Origin of the sequence: Synechococcus elongatus PCC 6301, from assembly GCF_000010065.1 — a bacterium.
GTDB classification, from domain to species: domain Bacteria; phylum Cyanobacteriota; class Cyanobacteriia; order Synechococcales; family Synechococcaceae; genus Synechococcus; species Synechococcus elongatus.
Genome location: NC_006576.1, coordinates 871,490 through 893,393 on the forward strand (window position 1 = coordinate 871,490; position 21,904 = coordinate 893,393).

Annotated in this window: 24 protein-coding genes; all 24 read right to left on the reverse strand. The window is 62.0% G+C overall.

Going from position 1 to position 21,904, the window contains the following annotated elements; translation table 11 throughout:
* Window positions 1–220: 220 nt before the first annotated feature.
* Window positions 221–1,663, reverse strand: coding sequence for a contractile injection system protein, VgrG/Pvc8 family (locus tag SYC_RS04055; protein ID WP_011243091.1), 1,443 nt, complete (start codon window positions 1,661–1,663; stop codon window positions 221–223).
* Window positions 1,660–1,872: a tail protein X gene (locus tag SYC_RS04060; protein WP_011243092.1), complete on the reverse strand. Its 213-nt coding sequence runs from the start codon at window positions 1,870–1,872 to the stop codon at window positions 1,660–1,662. Before SYC_RS04060 ends, SYC_RS04055 begins: the two co-directional genes overlap by 4 nt.
* Window positions 1,872–2,792 (reverse strand): phage tail protein, encoded by a 921-nt coding sequence (locus SYC_RS04065; RefSeq protein WP_011243093.1) that lies wholly within the window; start codon window positions 2,790–2,792, stop codon window positions 1,872–1,874. The genes SYC_RS04060 and SYC_RS04065 overlap by 1 nt, the downstream gene beginning before the upstream one ends.
* On the reverse strand, window positions 2,792–5,644 hold the full coding sequence (locus SYC_RS04070) for a phage tail tape measure protein (RefSeq protein WP_011243094.1): 2,853 nt from the start codon (window positions 5,642–5,644) through the stop codon (window positions 2,792–2,794). The genes SYC_RS04065 and SYC_RS04070 overlap by 1 nt, the downstream gene beginning before the upstream one ends.
* 123 nt (window positions 5,645–5,767) lie before the next feature.
* Complete coding sequence (locus tag SYC_RS04075; protein ID WP_011377704.1) at window positions 5,768–6,058, reverse strand: phage tail assembly protein; 291 nt, start codon at window positions 6,056–6,058, stop codon at window positions 5,768–5,770.
* 3 nt (window positions 6,059–6,061) lie between these two features.
* Window positions 6,062–6,565 (reverse strand): phage major tail tube protein, encoded by a 504-nt coding sequence (locus SYC_RS04080; protein ID WP_011243095.1) that lies wholly within the window; start codon window positions 6,563–6,565, stop codon window positions 6,062–6,064.
* Window positions 6,562–7,986, reverse strand: coding sequence for a phage tail sheath C-terminal domain-containing protein (locus tag SYC_RS04085; RefSeq protein ID WP_011243096.1), 1,425 nt, complete (start codon window positions 7,984–7,986; stop codon window positions 6,562–6,564). Before SYC_RS04085 ends, SYC_RS04080 begins: the two co-directional genes overlap by 4 nt.
* Before the next feature lie 107 nt (window positions 7,987–8,093).
* Complete coding sequence (locus tag SYC_RS14085) at window positions 8,094–8,330, reverse strand: hypothetical protein (RefSeq protein ID WP_231621337.1); 237 nt, start codon at window positions 8,328–8,330, stop codon at window positions 8,094–8,096.
* A gap of 273 nt (window positions 8,331–8,603) precedes the next feature.
* Entirely contained in the window at window positions 8,604–9,767 is a 1,164-nt protein-coding gene (locus tag SYC_RS04095) for a phage tail protein (protein WP_011243098.1), read from the reverse strand.
* A 4-nt stretch (window positions 9,768–9,771) separates the two neighbouring features.
* Window positions 9,772–11,223 carry a hypothetical protein gene (locus SYC_RS04100; RefSeq protein WP_011243099.1) on the reverse strand — a complete coding sequence of 484 codons (1,452 nt, stop codon included), beginning with the start codon at window positions 11,221–11,223 and terminating at the stop codon, window positions 9,772–9,774.
* Window positions 11,224–11,226: 3 nt separating this feature from the next.
* Window positions 11,227–13,242 carry a DUF4815 domain-containing protein gene (locus SYC_RS04105; RefSeq protein WP_011243100.1) on the reverse strand — a complete coding sequence of 672 codons (2,016 nt, stop codon included), beginning with the start codon at window positions 13,240–13,242 and terminating at the stop codon, window positions 11,227–11,229.
* A 3-nt stretch (window positions 13,243–13,245) separates the two neighbouring features.
* A complete protein-coding gene (locus tag SYC_RS04110; protein ID WP_011243101.1) occupies window positions 13,246–13,731 on the reverse strand; it encodes a hypothetical protein in 486 nt (161 codons plus the stop codon).
* A gap of 98 nt (window positions 13,732–13,829) precedes the next feature.
* Window positions 13,830–14,669, reverse strand: coding sequence for a phage tail protein (locus tag SYC_RS04115; protein ID WP_011243102.1), 840 nt, complete (start codon window positions 14,667–14,669; stop codon window positions 13,830–13,832).
* Window positions 14,666–15,505 (reverse strand): baseplate assembly protein, encoded by an 840-nt coding sequence (locus SYC_RS04120; RefSeq protein WP_011243103.1) that lies wholly within the window; start codon window positions 15,503–15,505, stop codon window positions 14,666–14,668. The genes SYC_RS04115 and SYC_RS04120 overlap by 4 nt, the downstream gene beginning before the upstream one ends.
* A complete protein-coding gene (locus SYC_RS04125) occupies window positions 15,502–15,846 on the reverse strand; it encodes a GPW/gp25 family protein (RefSeq protein WP_011243104.1) in 345 nt (114 codons plus the stop codon). Before SYC_RS04125 ends, SYC_RS04120 begins: the two co-directional genes overlap by 4 nt.
* A complete protein-coding gene (locus SYC_RS04130) occupies window positions 15,846–16,115 on the reverse strand; it encodes a PAAR domain-containing protein (RefSeq protein WP_011243105.1) in 270 nt (89 codons plus the stop codon). The genes SYC_RS04125 and SYC_RS04130 overlap by 1 nt, the downstream gene beginning before the upstream one ends.
* On the reverse strand, window positions 16,112–16,672 hold the full coding sequence (locus SYC_RS13355; protein WP_011377697.1) for a phage baseplate assembly protein V: 561 nt from the start codon (window positions 16,670–16,672) through the stop codon (window positions 16,112–16,114). The genes SYC_RS04130 and SYC_RS13355 overlap by 4 nt, the downstream gene beginning before the upstream one ends.
* On the reverse strand, window positions 16,653–16,895 hold the full coding sequence (locus SYC_RS04140; protein WP_041676952.1) for a hypothetical protein: 243 nt from the start codon (window positions 16,893–16,895) through the stop codon (window positions 16,653–16,655). The genes SYC_RS13355 and SYC_RS04140 overlap by 20 nt, the downstream gene beginning before the upstream one ends.
* Before the next feature lie 110 nt (window positions 16,896–17,005).
* A complete protein-coding gene (locus SYC_RS04145) occupies window positions 17,006–17,644 on the reverse strand; it encodes a hypothetical protein (RefSeq protein ID WP_041676954.1) in 639 nt (212 codons plus the stop codon).
* Window positions 17,637–17,930, reverse strand: coding sequence for a head-tail joining protein (locus SYC_RS04150; protein WP_231621338.1), 294 nt, complete (start codon window positions 17,928–17,930; stop codon window positions 17,637–17,639). The genes SYC_RS04145 and SYC_RS04150 overlap by 8 nt, the downstream gene beginning before the upstream one ends.
* Window positions 17,931–17,953: 23 nt before the next feature.
* Window positions 17,954–18,283 carry a DUF2190 family protein gene (locus tag SYC_RS04155; protein ID WP_011243108.1) on the reverse strand — a complete coding sequence of 110 codons (330 nt, stop codon included), beginning with the start codon at window positions 18,281–18,283 and terminating at the stop codon, window positions 17,954–17,956.
* Window positions 18,284–18,330: 47 nt separating this feature from the next.
* Entirely contained in the window at window positions 18,331–20,205 is a 1,875-nt protein-coding gene (locus SYC_RS04160; protein ID WP_011243109.1) for a prohead protease/major capsid protein fusion protein, read from the reverse strand.
* 22 nt (window positions 20,206–20,227) lie between these two features.
* A complete protein-coding gene (locus tag SYC_RS04165) occupies window positions 20,228–21,691 on the reverse strand; it encodes a phage portal protein (RefSeq protein ID WP_011243110.1) in 1,464 nt (487 codons plus the stop codon).
* Window positions 21,691–21,900: a phage head-tail joining protein gene (locus SYC_RS04170; RefSeq protein WP_011243111.1), complete on the reverse strand. Its 210-nt coding sequence runs from the start codon at window positions 21,898–21,900 to the stop codon at window positions 21,691–21,693. The genes SYC_RS04165 and SYC_RS04170 overlap by 1 nt, the downstream gene beginning before the upstream one ends.
* Window positions 21,901–21,904: the final 4 nt, after the last annotated feature.

Below are 21,904 nucleotides of genomic sequence, written 5' to 3' on the forward strand. Positions count from 1 at the left end.
GCTGCGCACTGGTGTTCTTGGCGATTTCAAGGATCCGCGTTTGGCTGGCCTTGATTTCGATGATGCTGGCCTACATCGCCCACAGCAGACCAACGATCGCCAGAAAAGAACTAGCCAAGATGGTTGGTGCCGCGCCAGCGAATACACGGTCAAGCGTGGAATGCTCTTTGCTTTCACCCATCTCTTTAGATTCCAGTGAAGTTCTGTTGCGCTGACAACCTCATTTTAAGCGGTAGTAGCGAATTGGCCCACTGTAGAAACCTTGGTACTCAGACGGTGAGGCGAGCCTCGTTCTCGTGGGTCGCGAGCTGCTGTTGCTGATAACCCTTCCCCCATCACAGGTCACGATCCCAATGTGCGCCTGGGGTGGGTTGCCGCCATCAGTGAAGATTGCGATAGCGCCCGGCTCAGGACCGCTGACTTGTTGAGCACCAGAGCGCCGCAGCGCCGCCTCCGCATCAGGGACGTAGTTCGACCCGCCCCACGGTGTCGTGAGCCCTGCCTTTTGAAAAACCCGGTTCACCGCCCAGGCGCAAGTGTTCCGACCGCCATCAGGCCCGCCTTGGGTACTGAACCCCCGGAGCTGCTGAGCAGTCTTACAGAGCAAGCTCCCTTTCTCACTGGCCGATCGCTTGTCGTTCTCGCCGCGTCCGGCTGACCAGTCGTTGTTCGCCTCGCCCTTGGTGCCGCACGTCACCGTCGTCCGGTAGCCGTTACCGTCGAACTTGTGGGTCACGTTGCGGATGTACCAAGTGCCGTCGACGAGGGCGCGGAAGTCCTGCAGCGTGACTTGCCCCTCGGCGGTGAACTCGGGATCGCCCTCCATGCTGAAGTCGATCGTCACCTCACCCGACTGGAGGGACTGCAGCCGCGAGTCCGCTGCCCGCTGCGCTTCGTCGCGGGTCTTGTAGAGCTGCTTCTCCTCGAAGGTCTGGAGGTTGCCGTCTTCGGGCCCAACCGTGAGCAGCTTCTCCTTCTTCTCGTCCTGATCGAAGTAGCGAGCCTTCACCCGGCTGTAGGCTCCTCGGTTCTTGATAGTGGCCCGCCAGTCGCTGACCTCGTCTCCCTTGACGATGCGCTGCGCCAGTTCGACGCCGGGGGTCGCTGGAATGTCGCTCGCTCGGCGCGTAATCCACAATGCCTTGTCGATCGGCTTGGCCGTGATCTTCAGCCTGCGGGCTAGTCGCGTCAGGAAAGCGATGTCTGACTCGGCGGTCTGATCTTCATGCTTAATCGGGATGCTGCCCACGTCGCCAACAATTCGCAGCTCGAGGCCGCTCCTGCTGGCGATCGTCCTGGCGATCTCGCCCAGCGTCGTGTCGTGCCAGCTCTGCGTCCTTGAGTCCTTCATGGCCGGCGCAGTTTCGAGCGCCGTAGCCCGCACGACCATCGATCGCGGGCCGTTGCTGAGGGTCAGGTCATCAACCGCGTAAGTGCCCATGTAGACTGGCAGCTTCCCGCCCTCGGCATAGCCGAGATAGACCTTCAGCCAGGTGCCAGACTTCGGGATCTCCAGTAGCTTGTCGCGGTCGTCGAGCACGATCTCGACGCGATCGCTTAGCTGCTCCGCTTCGTCGACGACGGTAAGGCTCAGCAGCCGGTCGGCGATCTGCTTGGTGATGTTCACCCCGTCGGCCTCGACGAGGTAGGCAGGCTTGCTCATGCTTCAGTCCAGATCCTCAGCACGTTGCGGGTCGTCGGCTCGGGTAGCTCGGGTAGGTCGATCGCAACATCGCCGGGGAGGATCGGCAGCATATCGCTCAGCCCAGGATTCGCCTCCAGCACCGGCTCAACGGTGCCCTCCGTCCTGCCGTAGTAGCGCCAGCAAATCTCGTCGATCTCGTCGAACTGGCGGGTGATGTAGAGCGCCATCAGTTGCCACCCAGAATCAGGTCACGCACGGCAGCCGTCCGCGCCGGATCCACGTCGAGGATTCCCGTCACCGTGGCGGCCGCGTTGACCAGCGACTGCAGCGACGGTGCGCCGCCGCCCGCGATCGACTGGATGACCGACGATGCCTCAGGCCCAAGACCAGCAAGCTGCTCGACTGCGATCGCTACCGCCTCGGGGCCGCGTCCCTGCGCGAAAGCTTGGGCAAGCCCTGCCGCGCTGATCCCCGCCTGCGCCCACTGGGAGGACGTTGCGCCACCAAGCCCGAACGTGCCGAGCAGTGACTCGACGTTGCCGCCCGCGACGGACTGCACAACGCTGGTAAGCTGCCCCGTACTGAAACCCGCCGCCTGAGCGAGTGGGGCAAGTGGCCCGCCGACCGCATTGGCGACGAGCTGCTGGGCCGAGTTCGCCAGCCCAGCCAGCGCAGTCGATGGGCTAAGCGCCGCCCGCGCCCCATAGAGGATCCCCGCGACAAATCGGGTCGTGATCGGCGTTGCCGCCTGTCCGGGATTGTCCTCGCCGTACTTCGCGATCTCAAGGTTGAACTCGATCTTGCGCGGTGCCCCGCCCTGCAGGAACACCGACTTGACCTCGCGGACGGACAGGATGACCCAGCGGCCGAAAACGGTGCCGAGGCCGTCGGTGAGCATGAGCGGCTGGCCCTTGTCGGCCTCCGCCCGCATCGCGTCCACCTGTCCCAACCCGCCGCGAAACTGGGGGTAAATGACACCGGGCAGCGTGATCTTCCGCTCACCGGGACCAAGAAACTGATAGGCGACCTCGCGGGTCAGCCGTTCCTGCAGCGCCCAGCGGTAAGCGTCCGATCGCTCCAGCGACTCATTGGCCGCTGTGTCGAGTCCGAACTGGTAGGAGCCGAGCTGGTAGAGGGGTGTCGCCATCAGTCGTTTAGAGCAGCACGCTGGTTGAGTTCGGCCTCGCGCATCAGGTCATCGAACACCTGGCGCACTTGGGCGGCGATACTACGCGCGTCCTGCCCTGGACCAGCGTTGATTGTGATCGGTGCAGTGATGTTGATCGGGGCGCGCCGATCGCTTCGAGGCGCAGGCGAAACCACGACCGGCGCGGGCATCGGCGCGGCGATCGTGGGTGTGCTATTGACCTCGGGGATCCTGACCTCAGTCAGGGCAAAGCGGGCCTCGGGCGTTGCCACAGAGGCTTGAGCCACGATCGTTGGGGCCGGCAGGGCAATCGACGGCTGCGAAACAATCTGCGGAGCAGGGACGCTGATCGGAGCCGGAGTCGCGATCGCGGGCGCGGGAACCTGCAGCGCTATTGCAGGGGAAATCGACGCGACAAGCTGCTGCGAGCCTGCATTCTCGGTCTGCAGCGGGACGGCCTGCCGGGCCAGAACCGGGCCAGTTTTCGGCGCACCCATCGCGGGCTGAGTGAGTGCTGGCAAGGGTTGGGGCAGGGTCGGCGCTGCTATAGCGATCGCTGGGGCTTGCACCGCACCCATCGCGGCCATCGCCGCCGTCGCAGCCGCAACGAGCGGACGCCGGAGCAAACCTGCACCGCGACGCACGCCAATCCCGAGCGTGCCGGGGATCGCCATGCCGGATTTGGTGAGGGTCGAGAACGGGCCGCGCTTCGCGTCGCTGAACGGCATCAGCTCGCGCACCCTGGCGAAGCTCTGCTGCACGGTCGCCAGCAGCTCGCCAGCCTTTGCCTTCACCCCGTCGATGATGGTTTGGATGATCGCCTCACCGACGCCGGCCAGCATTGACGGCACGCTTCGGATGAACGCGACGACCTGCTGGAACGCGCCCTGAATCTGGGCGACCATCTGAGCAAAGACTGACGCGATGCCAGGGACGATCTTCTGGAAGATGCCGATGACCAACGTGGGCAGTGGGAACAAGATCGCGCCCATCTGGGGCAGGAACGATCGCACTACACCGAGCGCTTGATCCCAGACCGCCCTGAACTGGCTCGTGATGCCCGCAAACGCGGATCCGGCGATGCCGGGTAGCTGTTGCAGTAGGGAGCCGACCGTCGCGATCGCTGCTTGCATGAGCGTCACGAGGACAGTGGCCGCCATGCGAGCGGCGCCCATCACGATTCCGGGCATGGCCCTCATCGCACCGGCTAGCCCGGTGATGAACGACCGACCGAGCGCGACGACACCCATCGCGGCCATGCGCCCGATCGACAGCCAGACTTGCGCCACGGCTGGCAGGATGACCGCGCCGATCGTCTGCCCGATCCGCTGGGCTGCGGCCGCGACTTCCTGCTCGTTGCCGGAGAACAAAGCCACCCAGAAGCGCTTGGCCTCACTGAGTAGCGTCATCACCCCGGTGAGTCCCTGCCGGATGCCTTGGAACAGGTCACTCGCGCCCGCTTGCTTCACTGAACCCCAGAATCCGAGAGCAACCTGCTTGAGGTCGTCCCAGTACGCAATGACTAGGGCGATCGCCGCACCAATTCCCAGCACGGCCAAGGTGATCGGGCCACCAATCACACCGATGGCTGCCACCACGGCACCAATGAGGGGCAGGGCAGCAGTTAAGCCCACCGTCAGCCCCGCGATCGCCACGATGCCTTTCATCAGCCCGGGGTTGGTTTCAGCCCAGCGGGCCATACCTTCAATCACTGGCGTGACCACGTTAGCCAGTGAGTTCAGCGACGGCAGCAGCGCCGCGCCGATCGAGATCGCCAGCCGCTCGCCCGTGTTTTGCAGCGCCTTCATCTGTTCCGCGAAGGTACCCAGCGATCGCTGATAGTCAGCGTCAACAGTGCCTGCCGCAATCGAGCCGCCCGCGTCATCGCGCAGCTTGGTGTACTCGGCGCGATACTTCATCAGGCTCATTAGAGCCAGCTTTGCTTCCTTGTCACCGAAGATCTGTCCGAGCTTAAACGTGTCGCCACCCGTCACTTTGAACAGGGTTTCGACTGCCGCTTCCATCGGATTGATGCCGTTGGCCTTGGCGTCTTTCAGCACCTGCTCGATGTTGACGCCAAACTTCTTGAAGCGCTTCACCGCATCCGGTGCGGTCATCTTCAGCATTGTGTCTGTCAACCGCGTGGCAGCCTGCCCAGCGTCCGGCGCATCGCGTCGCACCATCTGCATCATGGCGGCCAGACTGACCGCGCCTTCTCTGCCTGTCACCCCCAGAGAACCAGCCGCCGCAGCGATCGTCGGCATGAACTGCGCCATGTCCTTCAGCTCGAACGCCCCTTGCTTGCCCGCGTAGGCCAGTGCGTCGAACGTCGCCTTGAGTTCAGTCGGCTTGATCTTCAGCGCATTCTGGAGCTGAAAGCCGGTCTTAGTGATGTCGGTCAGGTTCGAGTTGGTCGCCGTCGCTACTCGACCTAGGGTATCAATGCTGGCGATCGCATCCTTTAGTACGAGGCCTTGGGCCACTAAGTCTTGGATGCCAGAGGCGAGATCGCTGGCTGATTGGTTCGTGCGATCGCGGGCGCTGAGCGCCAGTAGGTCAGCCCCCAACGCCTTGAGTTCTGCCGCGCTAGAGCCTGCCGTCTTGCCGATGTCAGCCAGCTGAGACTCGAAGGCAACAGCTTGCTTGGTCGAGTAGATCAAGCCCGCGCCAACCGCCGCGCTAGCCGCTGCCAACGCCTGAAAAGCGTCGTTGCGCACGACGCCCATAAAGCCTGTCTTGGTGGCCCTGGCCAGTGTGTTGAGCTGGCCTTGGGCACGGGCAATCGACGAACCGAGGGATGCTGCAACGCGCCCCCCAATTTCAAGCGTTACCTGAAAGGCTTTACCTGCCATTCCTCACCTGGCGAGCGGTTTCTTCTTCGACTACGCGGGCTTCAGACAGCCACTCCAGAAAGTCGTCAGTGTCAAGATCGAGGATTTCTTCCAGTGACCAGCCGGTCAGCTTGGAGAGAATGATCACTCCTCGGCGGACCCCTGCGAGAGGGCCTTTCCCTTGAAAGCCAAGTACTGCTCCATCAAGCGATCGCTGTCTACAGCATCCAACTGCTCAAACTCGTCAGGGGCTAACTCACACAGGGTTGCCAAAAGCCACGCGGCCTGATCAGAGGGCGTCCCCTTGATCCGCTGCATCGCCACTTCGTCTCGTACTTTCGGTCGCCGCATCGTGACTGACTTCACTGCGACGCCTGCGATCTCGATTGGGAACTCCAGCTCGATTGTGGCGCTCAATCGCTTGTCAAAAGTCATGGGTTAAATTCCAATCGCTGCACGGATGGACTCAAGCTGGTCAGTGCCACCGACTTTGCGAATCATGCTCACGACGTCGACTTCAATCAGCTCATGACCGTCGATCGCGACTTTGATGTAGCGGAGCGCCATCATGAACTGTCCAGAAGTTTTCTCGCCAGCAGTCCAGTCGCCTGCGTCCATCTCTTTAACCACGCCGCGCATGTTGACGACTATCGGCACGGCTGCCTCGCCGTCGCGGCGTAGCCCCCCGCGAGCTGTAACCTGAGTGGCGGCACCATCAGCCAAGCCCCAAAGCCGAACCACATTCGGGTCGTACTCAAACAGTTGGAAGGTGCACTCCAGCTTCTCTTGCCCTAGGTCGATCTCGACCGGCGCATCCATGCCACCGCCCCGATACTCCTCCATCTGGGTGGTGAGCTTGGGCAGTGTGAGCTGTTCGATAACGCCCGCGTAGCCGCGACCATCGACGAACAAATTGAAGTTCTTTAGAACGCGGGGGATCATCGCGAGTTGACTCCTGCGAAGAGGTCAATGACGTAGGTGTTGACCAGGTGGCTGCGGAACGTGACCCGCTCAGCCGGATAGGGCGGAGTGAACTCGAAGTCGAAGACCACGTTGCCCGAGCTGATGCTGGTCGGGGTGTTTAGCTCGGGGTCGACCCAGACATCACCGCCGAGGATCGCACCGCGTGCCTTGAGCGATCGCAGGTACTCTCGCACCGACTCGCTCACCTCCTCGAGGTAAGTCGCTGTGGTGCAGCGATCGACCGCCCAGAGGTGCCCGCGCAGGATCGATTCGTTGATCATGTCCGCCGTGCGGCGAACCGACGGGAAGGCGTACTTGGGATCGATGCTCAGCGTGCGGTTGCCCCACAGCCGGAAGCCACCCTCGCGGATGATGGTCGCGATTTTCTGCTCGTTCAGCAGGTTGGCGCGGCTCGTGTAGTCGCCCAGCGCGAAGTCGATCTGGCGTGCCGTGCCTTCGATGCCCGCGATCTCGTTGTTTGACGGCGACCACCAGAAACCGCGCTCGTTGTCGATCTTGTTGATCAGGCCAGCCACGCAAGGCGAGGCCGGAGTCTGGTCGCCGTTGCGGAGCACCCATGGGTCGATGACGTAGACGCGATCGCTGCCGAAGTCGTCGTTGAGCTGAATCGCGGCGCTGTCGGTCGTGTTCGGGCCATCGACAATAATCACAGCCCGCAGCCGGTTTGCGATGCCCAGCAGTTCGCTCACCACGCGGGAGCGAACTGCGCCACGATTAGCCGTGCCCGCGACGGCCTGAGTGCCGCCTTCTGGAGGTGCGCCGATCGTTACGGTTGGGCTGGTGATGTAGCCGCTACCGGGGTTGTCGATAATGATCTCGACGACCTTGCCGGCGTCGCCGCCCGTGCCCAGCACAGCGCGAGCGATCGCCCCAGTTCCGCTGCCACCCGAGATTGTCACAGCTGGAGCAGTCAGGTAGCCGTCACCTTGTTCAGTGAGCGGGATCGACAAGATGCCGTTGCTGCTGCGCTGATGAGTGTAGCCAGGAGCAATCAGGATGCGAGGTGCGAAGCCCGCGATGTTCTCAGCGGCGAGGAAGCACTGCACGCCGAGGTAGTTACCAAACTCGTCAGTGCCGCCAATCACGTTAGCGATCGTCTCGGCTTCGCTCACGCCTTCCTCGACACGGACGAGGATCACGACCGCGCCCGCTTGGTCGTAGATCAGGTCGAGGGCAGTACCCAGCGTGCCGGTCGAGCCGATGCCCGCCCAGTCGCTACGGCTGGCGATCAGGATTGGAGTGTTCAGTGGGAACTTAACAGGGTCGGCGTCGGGAGCAGTCCCGATCAGACCAATCACCGATGAGCGCACCGTCTGAATCGGGCGTGCTCCGGTGTCGATCTGCAGAACTTCGACGCCGTGTAAGAAGGTGGTCGTCATCGGTGGGTTCCGTTCTAGTGGTCATTCTAGCCGCACCCAGTTGACCTTATGAAGACCGACAGATTCAAATTAAAAACTGGAGTCCAGAACCTTTGGCAGTTGATTTGCTACTGGCCGCGAACTGCAGCCACGAACTCGGCGGGTAGGTTGCTCAGCTCCGCGATCGCGGCCCAGCCGTCACGGTCTTGGGGTGTCGCGCCGCCGAGCTGACAGACCGCGTTGAAGACAAGGGCGAAGGCCGCGACGCCGTTGGTTGAGACCTGAGACAGGGCGGCGGGCAGACCGGCCACAGCGACTACCGCGCCCGCTTGCAGGGCAGCGCCGCAGATCTGATTGAGCCGCACGTCGGCAAGTAGAACTGCGTTGAATGCGTCCCAGTCAGCTTGGGGTAGCGGCTCAGTGTCTGGCTCAGTGTCTGGCTCGGGCTGGGGGATTGCCTCGACTCGCCAGTCTGTTTCCTCCCAGATAGCCCGCTCGTCATTGCTGAGGGCGGGAGGTGCGATCGTGGTCGCGAAAGCTGGAATCAGGAACGCGCCGTGCTCCAGCGGCGACGGGTCGGCGGGAGTAACGTCGACGAAGATCCGGGTCTGTGGGTCGTAATGGTAGACGAGCATGGCTTAGAACTTGATGCAGGCCAGATAAGCGATGTTGCGCGGGCGGGTTTCGGTGCCGCCAACGCTGCTCGTGGTGACGGCTGTTCCTGTCGTGTAGGTGGTGGCCGCAGTACCGCCTCCAGTCGGGGCAGTCCGCGTATCAAGGTAGTGAGCGTGAGCCTTCAGCTCATCGGCCTGCGTCGAGCCGATAGCGCGGCCAGTATCGACCGAGCGGCCATCAGCCCAGCCCCGGATAAACTCGCCGCGAAGGTCTGGGACGCGGAAGGTCGTCGAGCCGTCGCCAGTGCTGTAGGAGCCGGTCGCGCCACCCGTCCAAGCCGCGTCGCTTACGATGTTGCCGCTGGCTTGGGCATAGGCCCAGAGCCTCGCGTAGGTGGTTCGGCTCAGCAGCGCACCGTTCGCCTTGATGTAGCCGGCTGGCGGGGTGTTGCCCGTCACCCAGATTGCGACGCCTGCGGGGACGGCAAGCGCTGCGATCGCCTGAGCGACACGCTCGCTGGTCATCAGCTTGTCCGGCGCGGTGCCACCTTCGGCCTGGGCTTGGCTGGCGATCGCGGACGAGTTGACCTTGGCGAACGTGACCGCGCCGTCGCGGAGCTTGACCGTGGTTACGGTGTCGTCGCCCGGCGCGTTGGTGTTGCCCGCAGTACCGAGGATCAGCACGCGCACCCGCGCGCCCGTGGCGGGCGCTTCGGAGAGCGTCAGCGTCGGCCCATCCATCGACAAGCTGTATTCGCTAGTCGGCTGCACGACGCCATCGACCGTCACGAGGATAGACGAGGGCGAAGCGGCCACAGCCGTCAGGGTGTAGCTGGTCTGCGCCACGCCTGCCGTAAACACGTTCTCAGTCTGCGTGGTGCCCTGGACGTAGCGGGCATCACTCTCGGCCTTGGTGTAACGGTTCGCTAGCGCCGTCGTGACCGTCGCAGCGAAGCTGGGATCATCACCGAGCGCAGCGGCCAGTTCGTTAAGCGTGTCGAGGGCACCCGGCGCGCCATCCAGCACGGAGTCGATCAATGCCTCGACGGCGGCGAGCGTCGGGCGAGCGGCCACGTCTGCGTCGATCGCGTCAAGCGCAGCCCGCAGCCGCAGTACGTCCTCGGCGAGCTGGTTGTCCGGCGAGGGCTTCTGGTAGTTCTGGTTCGTTGTCCGGTCGTCGGTTGCCATGCGGTTAGATCGTCACGACGCGAAGCTGGCGGATACGCGGCCGTGCCGCAGCGGTACCCGAGAGCGTGAGGCGCACGCGGGTCGTGGTGCCGGAAGCCGTGAACGGGTTGAGTGTGTAGGTCAGCTCGGCCCACTGATCATCGAGCGGCGTGCTGCTGGTCAGCGTCACCGCTTGCCATGAGCCGTCGCCCTTCTGGAACTCGACCGTCACGCCGGAACCGCTGGGCAGGAACGCCTCAAAGGTGGCGCTAACACGCGCGCCCGAAGCGCTCGGGAACGCTCGCGAGACGTAGTTCGCGCTGACTGCCTGCCGCCCAAAAATGGCCTGTGAGCCAGCGAACAGGGTCGGCGACTGCGTGGGGTTGCCGCGCAGGATGGCCGACAGCGTGACCGGATCGTTCAGATTCTCAGCAAGCTGGATCGGTACGTTGTCCGAGCCTCGGATCTGCGACCCATCCGGGCGCGTGTAGATGAACTCGACGTCGGTGTCGCTGTTCACGCGATCGACGCCGGCCAGAGTGATGAGGTCAGTATTGTCGCCGCGCAGAACGCGGATTGTGCCCGTCGCTGGCGTGACGGGAGCGCCCACGATCGTGTACGTGAACTGATCGCCCGTGACGCCAGTCACCGTAAAAGAGCCGTTGTATTCGGTCTGCCCAGCTCCATAGACGATCGCCTTGTCGCCGACCTGCAGACCGTGACCGGGCGCGTTGACCGTGACGGTCGTACCCGATCGGGTGACGCTGATCGCCTGCGCTTGGTAGATCTGGCCGAGGTTGACCGTGCGGCTGTTGCTGCTGAACGCCGCGCCGTAGAGCCGGAAGGTTAGGTCGGCCTCTTGGAAGGGAGTCCAGGTGCTCGCGTTCGAAGACTTGAGCAGCGTGCCCACCGTGTAGGGCTGCGACGTGACCCAGCCGTTCACGGGGTCGAACTTGCCTAGCTCGGCGATCGCGACCGCGTGAATCGGATCGTCAGTCAGGATGACGATTGCATATTCAACTTCAGGCTGCAGGTAGACAGGACTCTGGAAGGTGCATCGCGTCCAGCCGGTCAGGTTGATATCCGCCCCCCGGATCAGGCCGTTCATGATCGTGACATCGTTTGGGATCCCGACTTCGGTTTCGCGGATCTCGACGATGACGTTATTCGATACGGAGCCTCGTGCTTTGAACTGGAGATCGATGCCGGTGATATGGCGTCCTTGCTCCAGCCGGAAGGTCTGCGCTAGCGGATCAGCCCGTACCTCCACGATCGAGTTAATGGTCGTAACAGTGCGGGTGATCGTGTTCACCTGCCGCTGAGTTCGCGTCAGGATCTGCCCCTCACCGATGAAACGGGCGGCGGCTGTAGAGGCCACGCTACCTCGAAACGACACCCGCTTGGTCCCAGTTGGCACGTTAGCCGGAATCGTGAAGGAGCCGGTGATCTGACCGTTGGAGTCGGCTGTTAAGGGCATAGCTTAGGGGGGTGTCAGGTTGATGCCATCGAACAGCAGCTCGACTAGCTGCTCGCCAGGGCCAAAGCCCTCGATTGTGAATTGGACCGTAATCGGCCGCAGAAACCGAGCCGACTGCTCCGTGGACCGCAGCAGCTCAGTTCTAGTTTGAATCTGCTGTGTTTCCCGCGTGGTGGTACTCAGAACATCGCCTACCGCAACGCCTTGCTGTCGGATCTCGCGGGGCGACAGGCGTATTCCCTCGTTCCGTGTTCTGTTAATCCGAATCTCTCGAGTGACAGCGGACTCCCAGACCGTATCGATAACCGTCCAGCGATCGACGGCGGGGTTCAGAGAGGCGATCGCTGGCAGGGGGTCAAAGCTCGCGTATGGGTTGATCTTCTCCTGTCCCGTCGAGCCAAGCTGCTGAAGGACGATCACCTCGGTATAGGGGAGCAGCCAGTCCTGATCATTGTTGTCGCGAACAAGCTGAACTACAGGGGCAATGGGTAGCAGCAGCTCCCCGTCGACGATTGCCGCCGTCTGGGTGATGCCCTGATCGCGAAGGTCGTCGTCCAGGAACGGATCGACGAAGACACCGCGCTTCGCGCTGGGTTCGCGCGAACTGATATCGTTCTTCAGTCGCTCCTCGGCCACGAGGTCAAAGAGGTCGACAATCAGCGATCGCATCCGCTCTAGCTGATCAAACGGGATAGCGCGGATCCCGTCGTTTGAAGTCACAGGGGTAAGTCCCCACCGCTGCGTCACGGTAGCAAGCAGCAGCAGCGAGCTAGGCACTTGAGGCGGCAGCACCTCGAAGCGGCTTGGGATGCCCTTCAGCCGGATGAACTGCCCCGTTCGATCCATGCAGATCCGATCGATGCGCGGCACTTTCCAGTTGTAGTTCGTCAGGACAAGCGTGCCGTTCACCGCGCCCGTCACGGTGAAGCTACCCGCCTGCAGATCCACCGCGCTCGGCGTGACTGGGCCAAGGTAGCGATAGGTGACGGTGTAGGTTGAACCCGGCGCTGGCTCCGCGCCTGCGGGCGACCAGTTCACGCGATCGCCGTCGAGGAAGTAGTCAGTCGTCGGGGTGTAGGTCGTGCCGCCCTGCGTCACCGACTGGATCGAAAGCACCGACACGTCGGGCAGCGTGTCGATCGCCCCCGTAAAAGCGCCGTGGGTGATGTTGACCGTCTTCTCTCGCGTGATCGTGACCGAGCTGATCTCGTTCACGGGGAAGCGGTTAAGCTGAATCGTCGCGCTGCCGCCCGTGGCCCCGGTGAACGTGTCCGGCTCACTGAGTACGGTTTCGAGGTCTGGATCCTCGGCATAAACCAGTCGGGTCGAGGTCGTCTTGTCGACCTTGTAGCCGAAGATGTTGCCGGTGCCCTGCTTGACGTTGAACGAGTTGCTGCCACCGGACAGGCCCAGCGCCGACACCTCCAGCCCTGTGACGATATAATTGCCGTTTGACTCGCGATCGTAGCGAGCCAGAAGGTCAAGGAACGGGTCGCCTACCGGCCCCGCGTTCTGGTCGATCAGGCCACCGTTGACGATCGTGTAAACGGGATAGAACTCACCCGGCTGCCCAGGCTCGTCCTCGTAGCCCCAAGTGGCTGTCCACTTGAGTCGCGCCGCGCCAGGCTCGCCATAGTTGCGCGTCCCGACCGCTGGATCGTAGAGGCCCGGATCCTCGATCTCGGTGATCTCTTCCTCAAGCAGGAACACACCCACTCGGACGATGCCTACGGTCGCGATCGTGAAGCTGCGCTCTGCAACGTCGCGGACGTTTGCCTTCAGATAGATCGAGCTTGCTGGACAGGTGATCGCGCCCGTATCGAAGGTGATGACCGGCGCGGTGCCACGCAGGACAGCGCCGTCCTTAAACACGCTGTCAGCGATGCGCTGCAGCCGATAGAGAAACGTCTTTTGAGCCTCGTTCAGCTCGGCTGACTGTAGACCCTTCCCTGCACGAAACAGCAGCTCGTCGTAGCGATCGGCTGGGTCAAATCGGTTGTAGTAGTCGGTGAAGGGCATGGCCTAGAACGTCACGACGAATTGGAACCGCTGCCGGGTCGTCAGGGCGCGGGTGATTGGAGAGATGCGCTGGATGACGAGCAGCGTGCCGGGGTCGTCGACCTCGCTCGGCTCTAGGTAGTTCTTGCCCAAGGGGACGGACTCGCCCGCTACGGTGTCGAGAAAGATAGCAACCTCGCGGATCACCTCGCCCACGCCGTCCTCGAACTGAAAGAAAAAGTCGAAGCAGACCGAGTTGGTCGGTGTTGGGGAAAGGCTGAACCGCCCCTCCGGTACTGCGATGTCGCCGTCCGGATCCGGAACTACAAAGTCAACGCTCGTCGCCTTGCGCCGTCCCACTTCAGCAAGTAGATCCGACGCGCTGCTAGGAGGCGCCGGGGGCGTTATGCCCCAGCTTGGATCGCCGTTGCCCCAGGCGAGGTGGGCCGTCCGCTGCTGAATTGCGATCGCGATCGCCACCCGTCCGCTAGTCGTGAGGATTGCGGCCATTCACCCGTTCCGAACTGCCGTCATTCTATCTTTGCCAACTGCAGTTCGACTAGGAGCCTATTTGATTTATCAAGCTTTGCACCCTAGGGCGAAAGGTACTAACTGGTTAGTGTACTGACTTGTGTTGAGACGACGGTCTCAACACTCCCCCAAGTTTCACTGACCCAACCGAACGGTCCCCAAGTTTGGCCGCTATACGTTACCGACTCAACATTCTCCTCACTCATCAGCAGCGGGTAGTTCAAGACGTGCCACTCTTCGTCAAGCCGCCCCTCGCTGAGCAAGAAGCGATCGAGCTTAGTCACTTGTGCGGGGGAGTAGTCGATCAGCACGCTGGCGATCGGCTCGGGGGCAGCGTCAATTGTTTTGCCGCGAAAGTCACCGAAGCTGATCTGGGGCCAGTCGGGGCGGGGTCGCGTACCCGAGTGGTCGGACAAGATCCCGCCGTCAGACAGACCGCTCTCGTCCAATACGAAGCGCCGGAAGTCGTAGACAGCGAAGATGCGCTGCAGCCGCGATCGCACGGGCGATGCGATGCGGGCAATGCCGACGATCCGGTCGATTGTGTCCGCGTCGACGGCAGCGTCAAGACCGATCATGAACTCAGCCCAGCGCCGCGTTCCTCGCTCCGACTCCTCGACAAAACCCTCCACATCGACCCACGTCAGGCCGATGCGGATACTCGCAGGTGTGCCCCTGATCCGCTGCCACAGCACACCCTCAGAGACAAGCCGCCGCTGATTCGTGATGTAGGGCAGCAGCTCGCCCAGCCCATACTCATAAACCAGCCATGGGATTACGCCGTCAGGAATGTTGACCCGCTTCGCGATGCGGATGATCGGCACCGGTCGGGCGATGCGGTCGAGCGTCGACGTTGCTCGCGACAGGTTGCGCTCAAGCGGCGTTGCGTTCGGTGGCAGAAGATCGTAGCGGCTCATCGGTCACGGCCTGCCAGCGTCACCGTGACGGTACCCAGCGCCGGCGCGGTGCTTGGCCCACAGACGATCGTGGCTGCTGGGCTGAGCAAATCAACCCGCTGGACACCGGGCGCGTGAAGCTTCGAGATCAGCCAGCTCGTCGTGATGTCGAAACCCAAGCCACCCTCAGAGGTGAAGGCCGCTTCGAGCACATCGGGAAGCGTGTCGACGACGGTGCTCGGTGCCTCGGGTAAGAGCCAGATAGATGCGGTGACGTTCACCGTCGCGATCGTGGCGGGAACCACGGTCACTGCGTCCGTTACAACTCGCACGTCGTCGGCCAGCACGACTGACTCGACGGCTTCGATTAGCCCGGGAGAGGCAAGGCCATCAGGCTCGGTAGACAGAATGCTGATTAACACCTCGCCGGGAGCAGGGCTGCTCACAGCCGCGTCCTTCACCCGTGGGTCAGCCGTCAGCGCTTGATAGCGGTACCAGGCCGCACCGCCTGCGGTCGAGCTGCCCTTGATCCGCTCGATGGTGCGATCGCGAAGCTCGCCATCCGGCTCATTCGGCTGCCGCACCACGCCGTAGAACGCGGCAAGGTTGTCGAGGTCGGGGCCGTTTGAGTAGCGAAGCAGTGTCGCAAGAAGTGCGTCGTTGATCCGCTGACGCAGGATCAGCTCGCGGGCTGCGCAGACCTCCAGCAGCTTGATGACCGGGTCGGATTCGAGGATGGCGGTGTAGCTGGCGTCACGCGATCGCAGGTCGTCGATCAAGTCCTGCAGGATCAGTTCAAAGTCCAGCGCTTCGATGATGGTGGGCGCGGGAATCGTAGCAAAGTCAAGAACGGTCATGAGACGACTAAGCCCTCCAGCGTGATACGCCTGCCCTCGGGGATGTAGTAGCCGATCAGGTTCAGCTCGACTTGACCAGCTGCGCTGGCTGAGACGATGCGAACCTTCTCCAGCTTCAGCCGTGGCTCCCAGCGATCGAGCGCTTCAGCTGTGGCCGCCACCAGGTCAACGATGAGGGACTGGTTGATCGGTCGGTCGACAAGCCGGGGCAGACGTGAGCCGTAGTCCCGTCGCCAGACGCGGGTGCCCACGGGCGTCGTCAGGATGTCCGTAATTGACTGCCGGAGGTGGTCAATGCCCTTCAGCTCCTTGCCACTGTCACGGCTCATGCCTCGGGTCATTAGTCGCCCGCTCCGGTATCTTCACTGGCTTCGATGATTGCCGCCCCGCAGCTGCAGAGGTCACCGATCCGAGCAGTCGGCCTCTGGTTGGTAAAGACCGTGCGACTGCCGGTGATGATCGTGTTCAAGCCATGCAGGGGGCAGGCGTGAAGGTCATCCTTTCGGGCCACGGGGCGGCTGTTGACGAAGGTGTCGTCGCTCCCGGTGATGATGATCCCGCCGTGATCGGTCACGTCGTTTAGTCGAGCGATGCCTGGCGTCGTAGTCACGGGTTTAGGTCAATACGACTTGCGGTCACTGTAACGTTGCCCTCGGCGGTCACGTTAACGTCGCCTTGGGCTTCGACTTGCGCCTCCTGCACAAGGATCACAATCCGTCCTTGGGCTGCGGTGAGGTCGATCTTGTACTCATGCGCTTCGCGGTCGTACTGGATGATTGAGTCATCCTCGAACTGCGTCTTTTGGATCGTTTCTTTGTCCTCGATCTGGGGGTAGTCAGTCGAGAACGCGCCGGGCATCGCGAAGCCCTGACTGATCTCGCCGGAGGGGGCCATCACGACGACGGCCTCACCGACCTCGGGCGCCCACCAGAACCGATCCTTGCCCGCTCGCTGCGTGAGCCACGGAATCCAGTCAGTGAGGAGCAGCGCCTCGCCGCTCTCCTCGTCTTCCTCGATCGCGACACGGATCAGCCCCTTGGGATAGTCAGCCTCGGCTACCCTGCCTACGCGGAGCAAGTTGCCGTGACGCCGACTGTGATCGCTCGCTTCGTAGTCGCCGACGCCGGAAGTTGTGGCGTCGCCGCGCTCAAGCCACTGGGGAGCCATTGCGTACCGTCGCCCAGAAGTAGACTGCTGTTGCCGGGAGCTGATCGCGCTGTGGCTTTTCCAGCCGGTTCTCAAGCAGCAGCTTCGCGGCCACAAGCCGCAGCCCTTGGTTGAATGCGTGGCTTGGTTCGGGCAGCGGCGAGCCGAAAAAGCCACTAGCTGCGGCCAGCGCTGCGTCGAGTGCTTTGGTCAGGCTGTCAGGGTCGGCTGACTGGTAGCCCATAAACTCGCCGATCGCCGCCGGGGTTCACGCCGCGATGGGTGCGGGGGCCGGAGGCGAGGGCGGGGTCGTCGGTTTTGGACGGGGCGGTCGCTTGCGGGATGGTGAAGTCGTCATCGTGGGGGCACCGGGGGTTGATAAGTTCCTAGGTCTAGGTCGCCAAGGCTGATGTCGGCGGCTGGCATTGGGCAGGCATCCCCCACTTGTTCGCCAGGACAACCCGGTAGGATCTGGCCCCCGGGGTAAGCGCCCGATCGCTCAATTGGGCCGACGCCTTCGGCCGCCGCCTCGTCGACGTAGGGGTCGGCGCAATCGCGGTAAACGGTGAAGTAAGCCACCTCGTAGGTAAGCCGAACCGCACCGATTGGCAGGCTGCCCTCGTAGCTCACATCTAGCTCGGTTTCGGTCAGGCGAAGCTCAGCGGACTCCATGCCCGCGATCGTCAGGTGCTCGAGCTCGGCCTCGACTTCGCCAGCTAGGTCGTCCAGCACATCGTCGATATCCTGGAGCACCTGGGCGACACACTCGACCGCGATCGTGGCTGTGCGCCGGATCGACGAGTTCCAGCCACTGGGAGGATGACCCCGTTCAGGCGAGGGGATCTTCTCCGAGCGGCTGAGCACCATGATCGCCGGCAGCTCGTCCTCGGTCAGCGTGTTGGTCCGGGACTGAAAGACGCGGTCTTCTGCGGCGGTCTTCTCCATCAGGGCAGCAGCGATCGCAGACCGAATCTCTCGGCGACGGTTAGGCATTCTGGAGCACCAAAAGCACACCCACGTTGCCGTCTTCCTGCGTCTCCGCAATGCGGTAGTTGACGCCACGCACAATCAGGCGATCGCCCACCTTGGGAGTCACGGGAAGGTCAGATAGCCGGATGCCACAGATGGGCTGGTTGCTCTGTACTCCCATGCCGGTATCGGGGTCGATCATGGCGTGCTTGGACTGAAACACCCCAGGCAGCGTGTAGGTTGCCTCGCCACGCTTGTAGATCACCGGCTCGCCCAGCGTGCGGGTGACATGGCCCAGCATCCGATCCATCAGCCTAGGGAAGTCCATCAGCCTTAGACCGTGACGCCGTTCAGTCGAACCACGGCGATCGCATCACTGGAGCCAGCCGCTTTGATGGCCGCGCCGATCAGGCTGTTGCCCGATGCAGTCGTGGTGACAACCTTGGCGGTGTTATCCCAGTAGACCTTTGCGCCTTGGTTGATCACGCCGGTCGCCTTGGGCAGTTCGTAAACACCAACGGTCACGAACTCGCCTTCCTGCCCGCTAGTCACGGCGGTTGCTGCCACACCAAACAGAGTGCCAATCAGTGCACCGCCGCCAGAGGCGACGTCGTAGGGGGCGATCAGGGGGATGGTATGCCCCGGTTGCGTGTAGTTTTTCATGGGTTCCTTGCGTATTTCTGAACTTTGCTCAGCGCTCAGCTCAGCGCTTAGGGGGTCGGATCAACGCCGCTCGACCGATAGAAGCCTCGGTGGTTGATCACTTTGCATGCGAAATCCAAGCGAACCTTGACCTCCATGCCGTCTACGTCGAAGCCCTCGCGGGTTTCAATCGTGGGGCCACGCTGACCTTCGAGGTAGGCAGCCTCAAGCATGTCAATTTGGCTGGGCGTAGCCAGAACGTAGAACTGCGGTGAAGCCGTATCTAGTCGCGGCTCGACGATCATCTTCATCGATCGCGAGAACACGTTTACGTTAGCGGTTTCGTTGGCATTGATCGGCGCCAAGAGTTTTTCAGCCGCCGTTTCTAACGTGCTAGGCACCAACAAGTAACCCGCCGTCAGATTGATGCGGTTGCCCTTCAGGTCTTGCTGGGTGCGTAGTGCTTGACGGGCTGCTGAGATACCAGCCTCGTTGATGCCGCCAACGCCCACATTTAGGTGGCTTGCGTGGAACAGGGCAATACCGTCACCCATTACTGGTTTAGACAGGAAGTTGTCGTAGATTTTTTCGCTTTCAAAATCTGCAACCGCCCGCCCAATCAACTGCACCATCCGGCTTAAAGCGTCGAGATCGTCGTTGATAACAACTTGTCGGCCGATAGGGACCACTTTCCCGTAAGTTGCTAGGCGGTATTTTTCCAGCCCTTCTGCAAACGGGCTGTCTCGCGTAAACTCGCCCGCTTCGTTGACGCGATCAAGTTGCAGTCGACCATCGAAGGTGATGACGTTTTTGTCGCGGAAGTCAGGCAGGCTTGTGATACGAGTAAACGGAGCCCAGGTTTGAGGCGCTTGCTCGTAGCCTCGAGCCAGAGTTTTGTTGGTGATATCCAACAGGATGTAAGCGAAGTCGCTGGTGGTATGCAGGGCACGACCGGCCAGCTCAATCCGAGTCATGCCTTGGGTGTCAATGCCGCGCATCTCGTGCAAGACACGAACTACCTCAATCAGGCTCATGCCCTGATACCGACGACCCTTTTCATTCAGGTCGCTGATGCCGGTGCGGGCTTCGAGGGCGTTGGCGATGCCTTCGCGGATAGTGTCGCCACGATCGCGGGTGACGGTGATGGTGTTGTCGATGATGGGAGCTGCATTGGCGATCGCATCAATCACCGCTTCTCGGGCTTGGTCAAGGGTTGCACCAGACTGGATTAACTGATCCGCCAAGGTCTGGGGCTGCTTACCACGAGCGACAATTTCGACAATGCTGGCAGCGCGTTTGCGCTCGGCTGCGATCGCTGCGGCGGTGTCGCCAGCGCTGCGCTCTTCAATGGGTGCCGGATCAGCCACAGACGGCGTGGCCTGCTCAGGCGCGAGGGTGTTCTCTTCTCCGTCCATGGGGGACTCCTGTTGGGGGTTTGCTCGGACGCTCGCGGCAGCATCGGCGGGGATCGCCACAAGCGAAAGCTCATGGGGCTCCCAGTCGGTAATCCGATAGGTCATCGGCTCACCGGTCTCGCCTTCGGTTTTTTCGTAGCGGTGAATCATGTAACCCACGCTCACGTTTCGAACGATGCCGTCTCGGACGTCTCGAAAAATCGGTTCGACTTCAGCTCGACTGCTGAATCGGACTAAGGCTCGGCCCTCATTACCGTCGATCCACGCTCGCTCCACCACACCCAATACGCTGCTGAGGTCGTAGGCAGAATGTGAGTTCAGCAACGGTGCGCCGGAGTTCAGGCGATCGAGCCGCACTGACTCTGGAGCCATGCTTAGCTCCTCGTAGTAGCGGCCATCCCAGCCGTTCCGCAGGACTTTAGCGCCAGTACTCCAAGTCAGCTCGACCGTTCGCTGCTCCTCGTTGAGAGTGGCAGGAACGAATGAGGCTCGCAGTGTCAACGGTGTAGCAAAGCGTTTCTGTTCCATGCCCTAGATTTTAGCTCTAGGGTCACTGGGGTTGCGACTCTGTCACTGCGATCGCTTCCTGTCGGCGTGGATCTTGGCGCGGGTCGCTATCCAGAACGAGTCCAAGTTCATCAAAGCGCTTGAGATCCTCGGCCAGTTCAGCAGCCACAGCGTCGGGATCTTCGCCTTGTTCTCGGACTGCTTCAGACCAAGACTTTAGGCCAGCCCGAACTGCGGCCTTGACGGCTTCAGTTTCCTTGGTAGGGTCGATCATCTCGCGCCGTGGCGGTGTCCAAGTGATTGTCGTGCCGTCTAGCAGCGCTCCAGTCAGTCCGGCTGCTTCCACAAACCAAGTCCACACTGGGCTGCACATCTGCGGGATCAGCATCTGCCATCGCCAGGTGTCGATGTTGCGGGCAAACTCAATGTGGCCCATGCGGCCAGAGGAAAAATTTACCTGAGAGTAATCATTTGTCAGCGACTCGTAGGTGATGCCGTAGCCCGCCGCGATCTTATGCAGTAATTGCCGGACGTAGGGCTCATAGCCGTCGTTGCTAGGCGGGTTGGCGAAGCGGATGTCGCGCCCGGGCGGCAAGATTTCGACCGCACCGGGTTCTAGGGTGTCGATGATTTCGTCGTCATCTGGGGCCAGTTCTGGCGCTTCAGTCTCGACGACAAACGCAGCAAAGCAGGCCGCGATTTTCTGCTTGAGCAGCTGGGCTTTCTCGTAGTCGTTCAAGTCCTTGACGTCGATCATCACCGGCGACACCCACGGCACGCCGCGCCGTTGACCGGGGCGATCGAGACGGTAGACGTGGGCAATGTCAGCAGCAGGCACTCGAGATGATTTTAGGGTCGAGGAGCCTGCTGTCGCTTCGCCCGGATGGGTTGGATACAGCCAGTAAGCAACGCGCTGGCCACTAGCATCTAGCTCAATGCCTTGCACGATTTTGCGGTTGCCCCCCAGATCTGCATCACGGGTGACGTCTAGGTGCTCTGGTTCCAGCAACTGCAGTTGCAGCGGTACGGGCAGTCCGTCCTTGGCTTGGCGCGGCAGCTTGCGAATCAGCACCTCGCCGGACTCGACGATCGTTTTCATTGCCAGTGCCTGCAGCCCGTGGAAGTCGTGGCGGCCATCGGCATCGCAGAGGGTCGAGCCAGCCCATGCCTCCCACAGTTTTTTGGCAGCTAGGTCACGGCGTTTGGAACTGTGCTTGGGTTGCCCAACAATGCCTGCGCCGACGACATTGGAGACGATGACATCTCGTGCCCTCAGCGCCCAGCCGTTGTTCTGTGATAGGTCGCGCGATCGCTCTCGCAGCTTGGGTGAGTCGCGGGCGATCTCGGTGTTGGCGCTGCTGCCTTGGGTCGTCCAACCAGCTGTACGCCGCCCACCCTTTGCGCCGTCGTAACCGCGCACCCGTTCTAGGGTTAGCCGTGCCCGCTCTCGTTCTAGCGCGGCTTTGGGGCTGACCCAGGCGATTAGGTCGTCCAGCAGGTTGGGCATCAGCGATCGCTCTGGTCAGGACGGTACTGGATGTAGCGGCGCGTTGTGGTGCGGCCCTTTCCAAGCAACTCTTTCCGCATCAGGTCGCGAGCCTGCAACATCTGAGACAAGGTTTTGTAGCGAACGCGCTTGTCACCGTAAGCGACCTCATCACAGCCGCTAGCGATCGCGGCCTCTAGCGCTTGCAAGTCTTCTTGGGTAAAGGCCATGAAC

Excerpts from the sequence above, each read along its gene's own strand:
- SYC_RS04055 (WP_011243091.1), bottom strand. The coding sequence starts at position 1,663 with ATGAGCAAGCCTGCCTACCTCGTCGAGGCCGACGGGGTGAACATCACC.
- SYC_RS04060 (WP_011243092.1), bottom strand. The coding sequence starts at position 1,872 with ATGGCGCTCTACATCACCCGCCAGTTCGACGAGATCGACGAGATTTGC.
- SYC_RS04065 (WP_011243093.1), bottom strand. The coding sequence starts at position 2,792 with ATGGCGACACCCCTCTACCAGCTCGGCTCCTACCAGTTCGGACTCGAC.
- SYC_RS04070 (WP_011243094.1), bottom strand. The coding sequence starts at position 5,644 with ATGGCAGGTAAAGCCTTTCAGGTAACGCTTGAAATTGGGGGGCGCGTT.
- SYC_RS04075 (WP_011377704.1), bottom strand. The coding sequence starts at position 6,058 with ATGACTTTTGACAAGCGATTGAGCGCCACAATCGAGCTGGAGTTCCCA.
- SYC_RS04080 (WP_011243095.1), bottom strand. The coding sequence starts at position 6,565 with ATGATCCCCCGCGTTCTAAAGAACTTCAATTTGTTCGTCGATGGTCGC.
- SYC_RS04085 (WP_011243096.1), bottom strand. The coding sequence starts at position 7,986 with ATGACGACCACCTTCTTACACGGCGTCGAAGTTCTGCAGATCGACACC.
- SYC_RS04095 (WP_011243098.1), bottom strand. The coding sequence starts at position 9,767 with ATGGCAACCGACGACCGGACAACGAACCAGAACTACCAGAAGCCCTCG.
- SYC_RS04100 (WP_011243099.1), bottom strand. The coding sequence starts at position 11,223 with ATGCCCTTAACAGCCGACTCCAACGGTCAGATCACCGGCTCCTTCACG.
- SYC_RS04105 (WP_011243100.1), bottom strand. The coding sequence starts at position 13,242 with ATGCCCTTCACCGACTACTACAACCGATTTGACCCAGCCGATCGCTAC.
- SYC_RS04110 (WP_011243101.1), bottom strand. The coding sequence starts at position 13,731 with ATGGCCGCAATCCTCACGACTAGCGGACGGGTGGCGATCGCGATCGCA.
- SYC_RS04115 (WP_011243102.1), bottom strand. The coding sequence starts at position 14,669 with ATGAGCCGCTACGATCTTCTGCCACCGAACGCAACGCCGCTTGAGCGC.
- SYC_RS04120 (WP_011243103.1), bottom strand. The coding sequence starts at position 15,505 with ATGACCGTTCTTGACTTTGCTACGATTCCCGCGCCCACCATCATCGAA.
- SYC_RS04125 (WP_011243104.1), bottom strand. The coding sequence starts at position 15,846 with ATGACCCGAGGCATGAGCCGTGACAGTGGCAAGGAGCTGAAGGGCATT.
- SYC_RS13355 (WP_011377697.1), bottom strand. The coding sequence starts at position 16,672 with ATGGCTCCCCAGTGGCTTGAGCGCGGCGACGCCACAACTTCCGGCGTC.
- SYC_RS04140 (WP_041676952.1), bottom strand. The coding sequence starts at position 16,895 with ATGGGCTACCAGTCAGCCGACCCTGACAGCCTGACCAAAGCACTCGAC.
- SYC_RS04145 (WP_041676954.1), bottom strand. The coding sequence starts at position 17,644 with ATGCCTAACCGTCGCCGAGAGATTCGGTCTGCGATCGCTGCTGCCCTG.
- SYC_RS04150 (WP_231621338.1), bottom strand. The coding sequence starts at position 17,930 with ATGGATCGGATGCTGGGCCATGTCACCCGCACGCTGGGCGAGCCGGTG.
- SYC_RS04155 (WP_011243108.1), bottom strand. The coding sequence starts at position 18,283 with ATGAAAAACTACACGCAACCGGGGCATACCATCCCCCTGATCGCCCCC.
- SYC_RS04160 (WP_011243109.1), bottom strand. The coding sequence starts at position 20,205 with ATGGAACAGAAACGCTTTGCTACACCGTTGACACTGCGAGCCTCATTC.
- SYC_RS04165 (WP_011243110.1), bottom strand. The coding sequence starts at position 21,691 with ATGCCCAACCTGCTGGACGACCTAATCGCCTGGGTCAGCCCCAAAGCC.
- SYC_RS04170 (WP_011243111.1), bottom strand. The coding sequence starts at position 21,900 with ATGGCCTTTACCCAAGAAGACTTGCAAGCGCTAGAGGCCGCGATCGCT.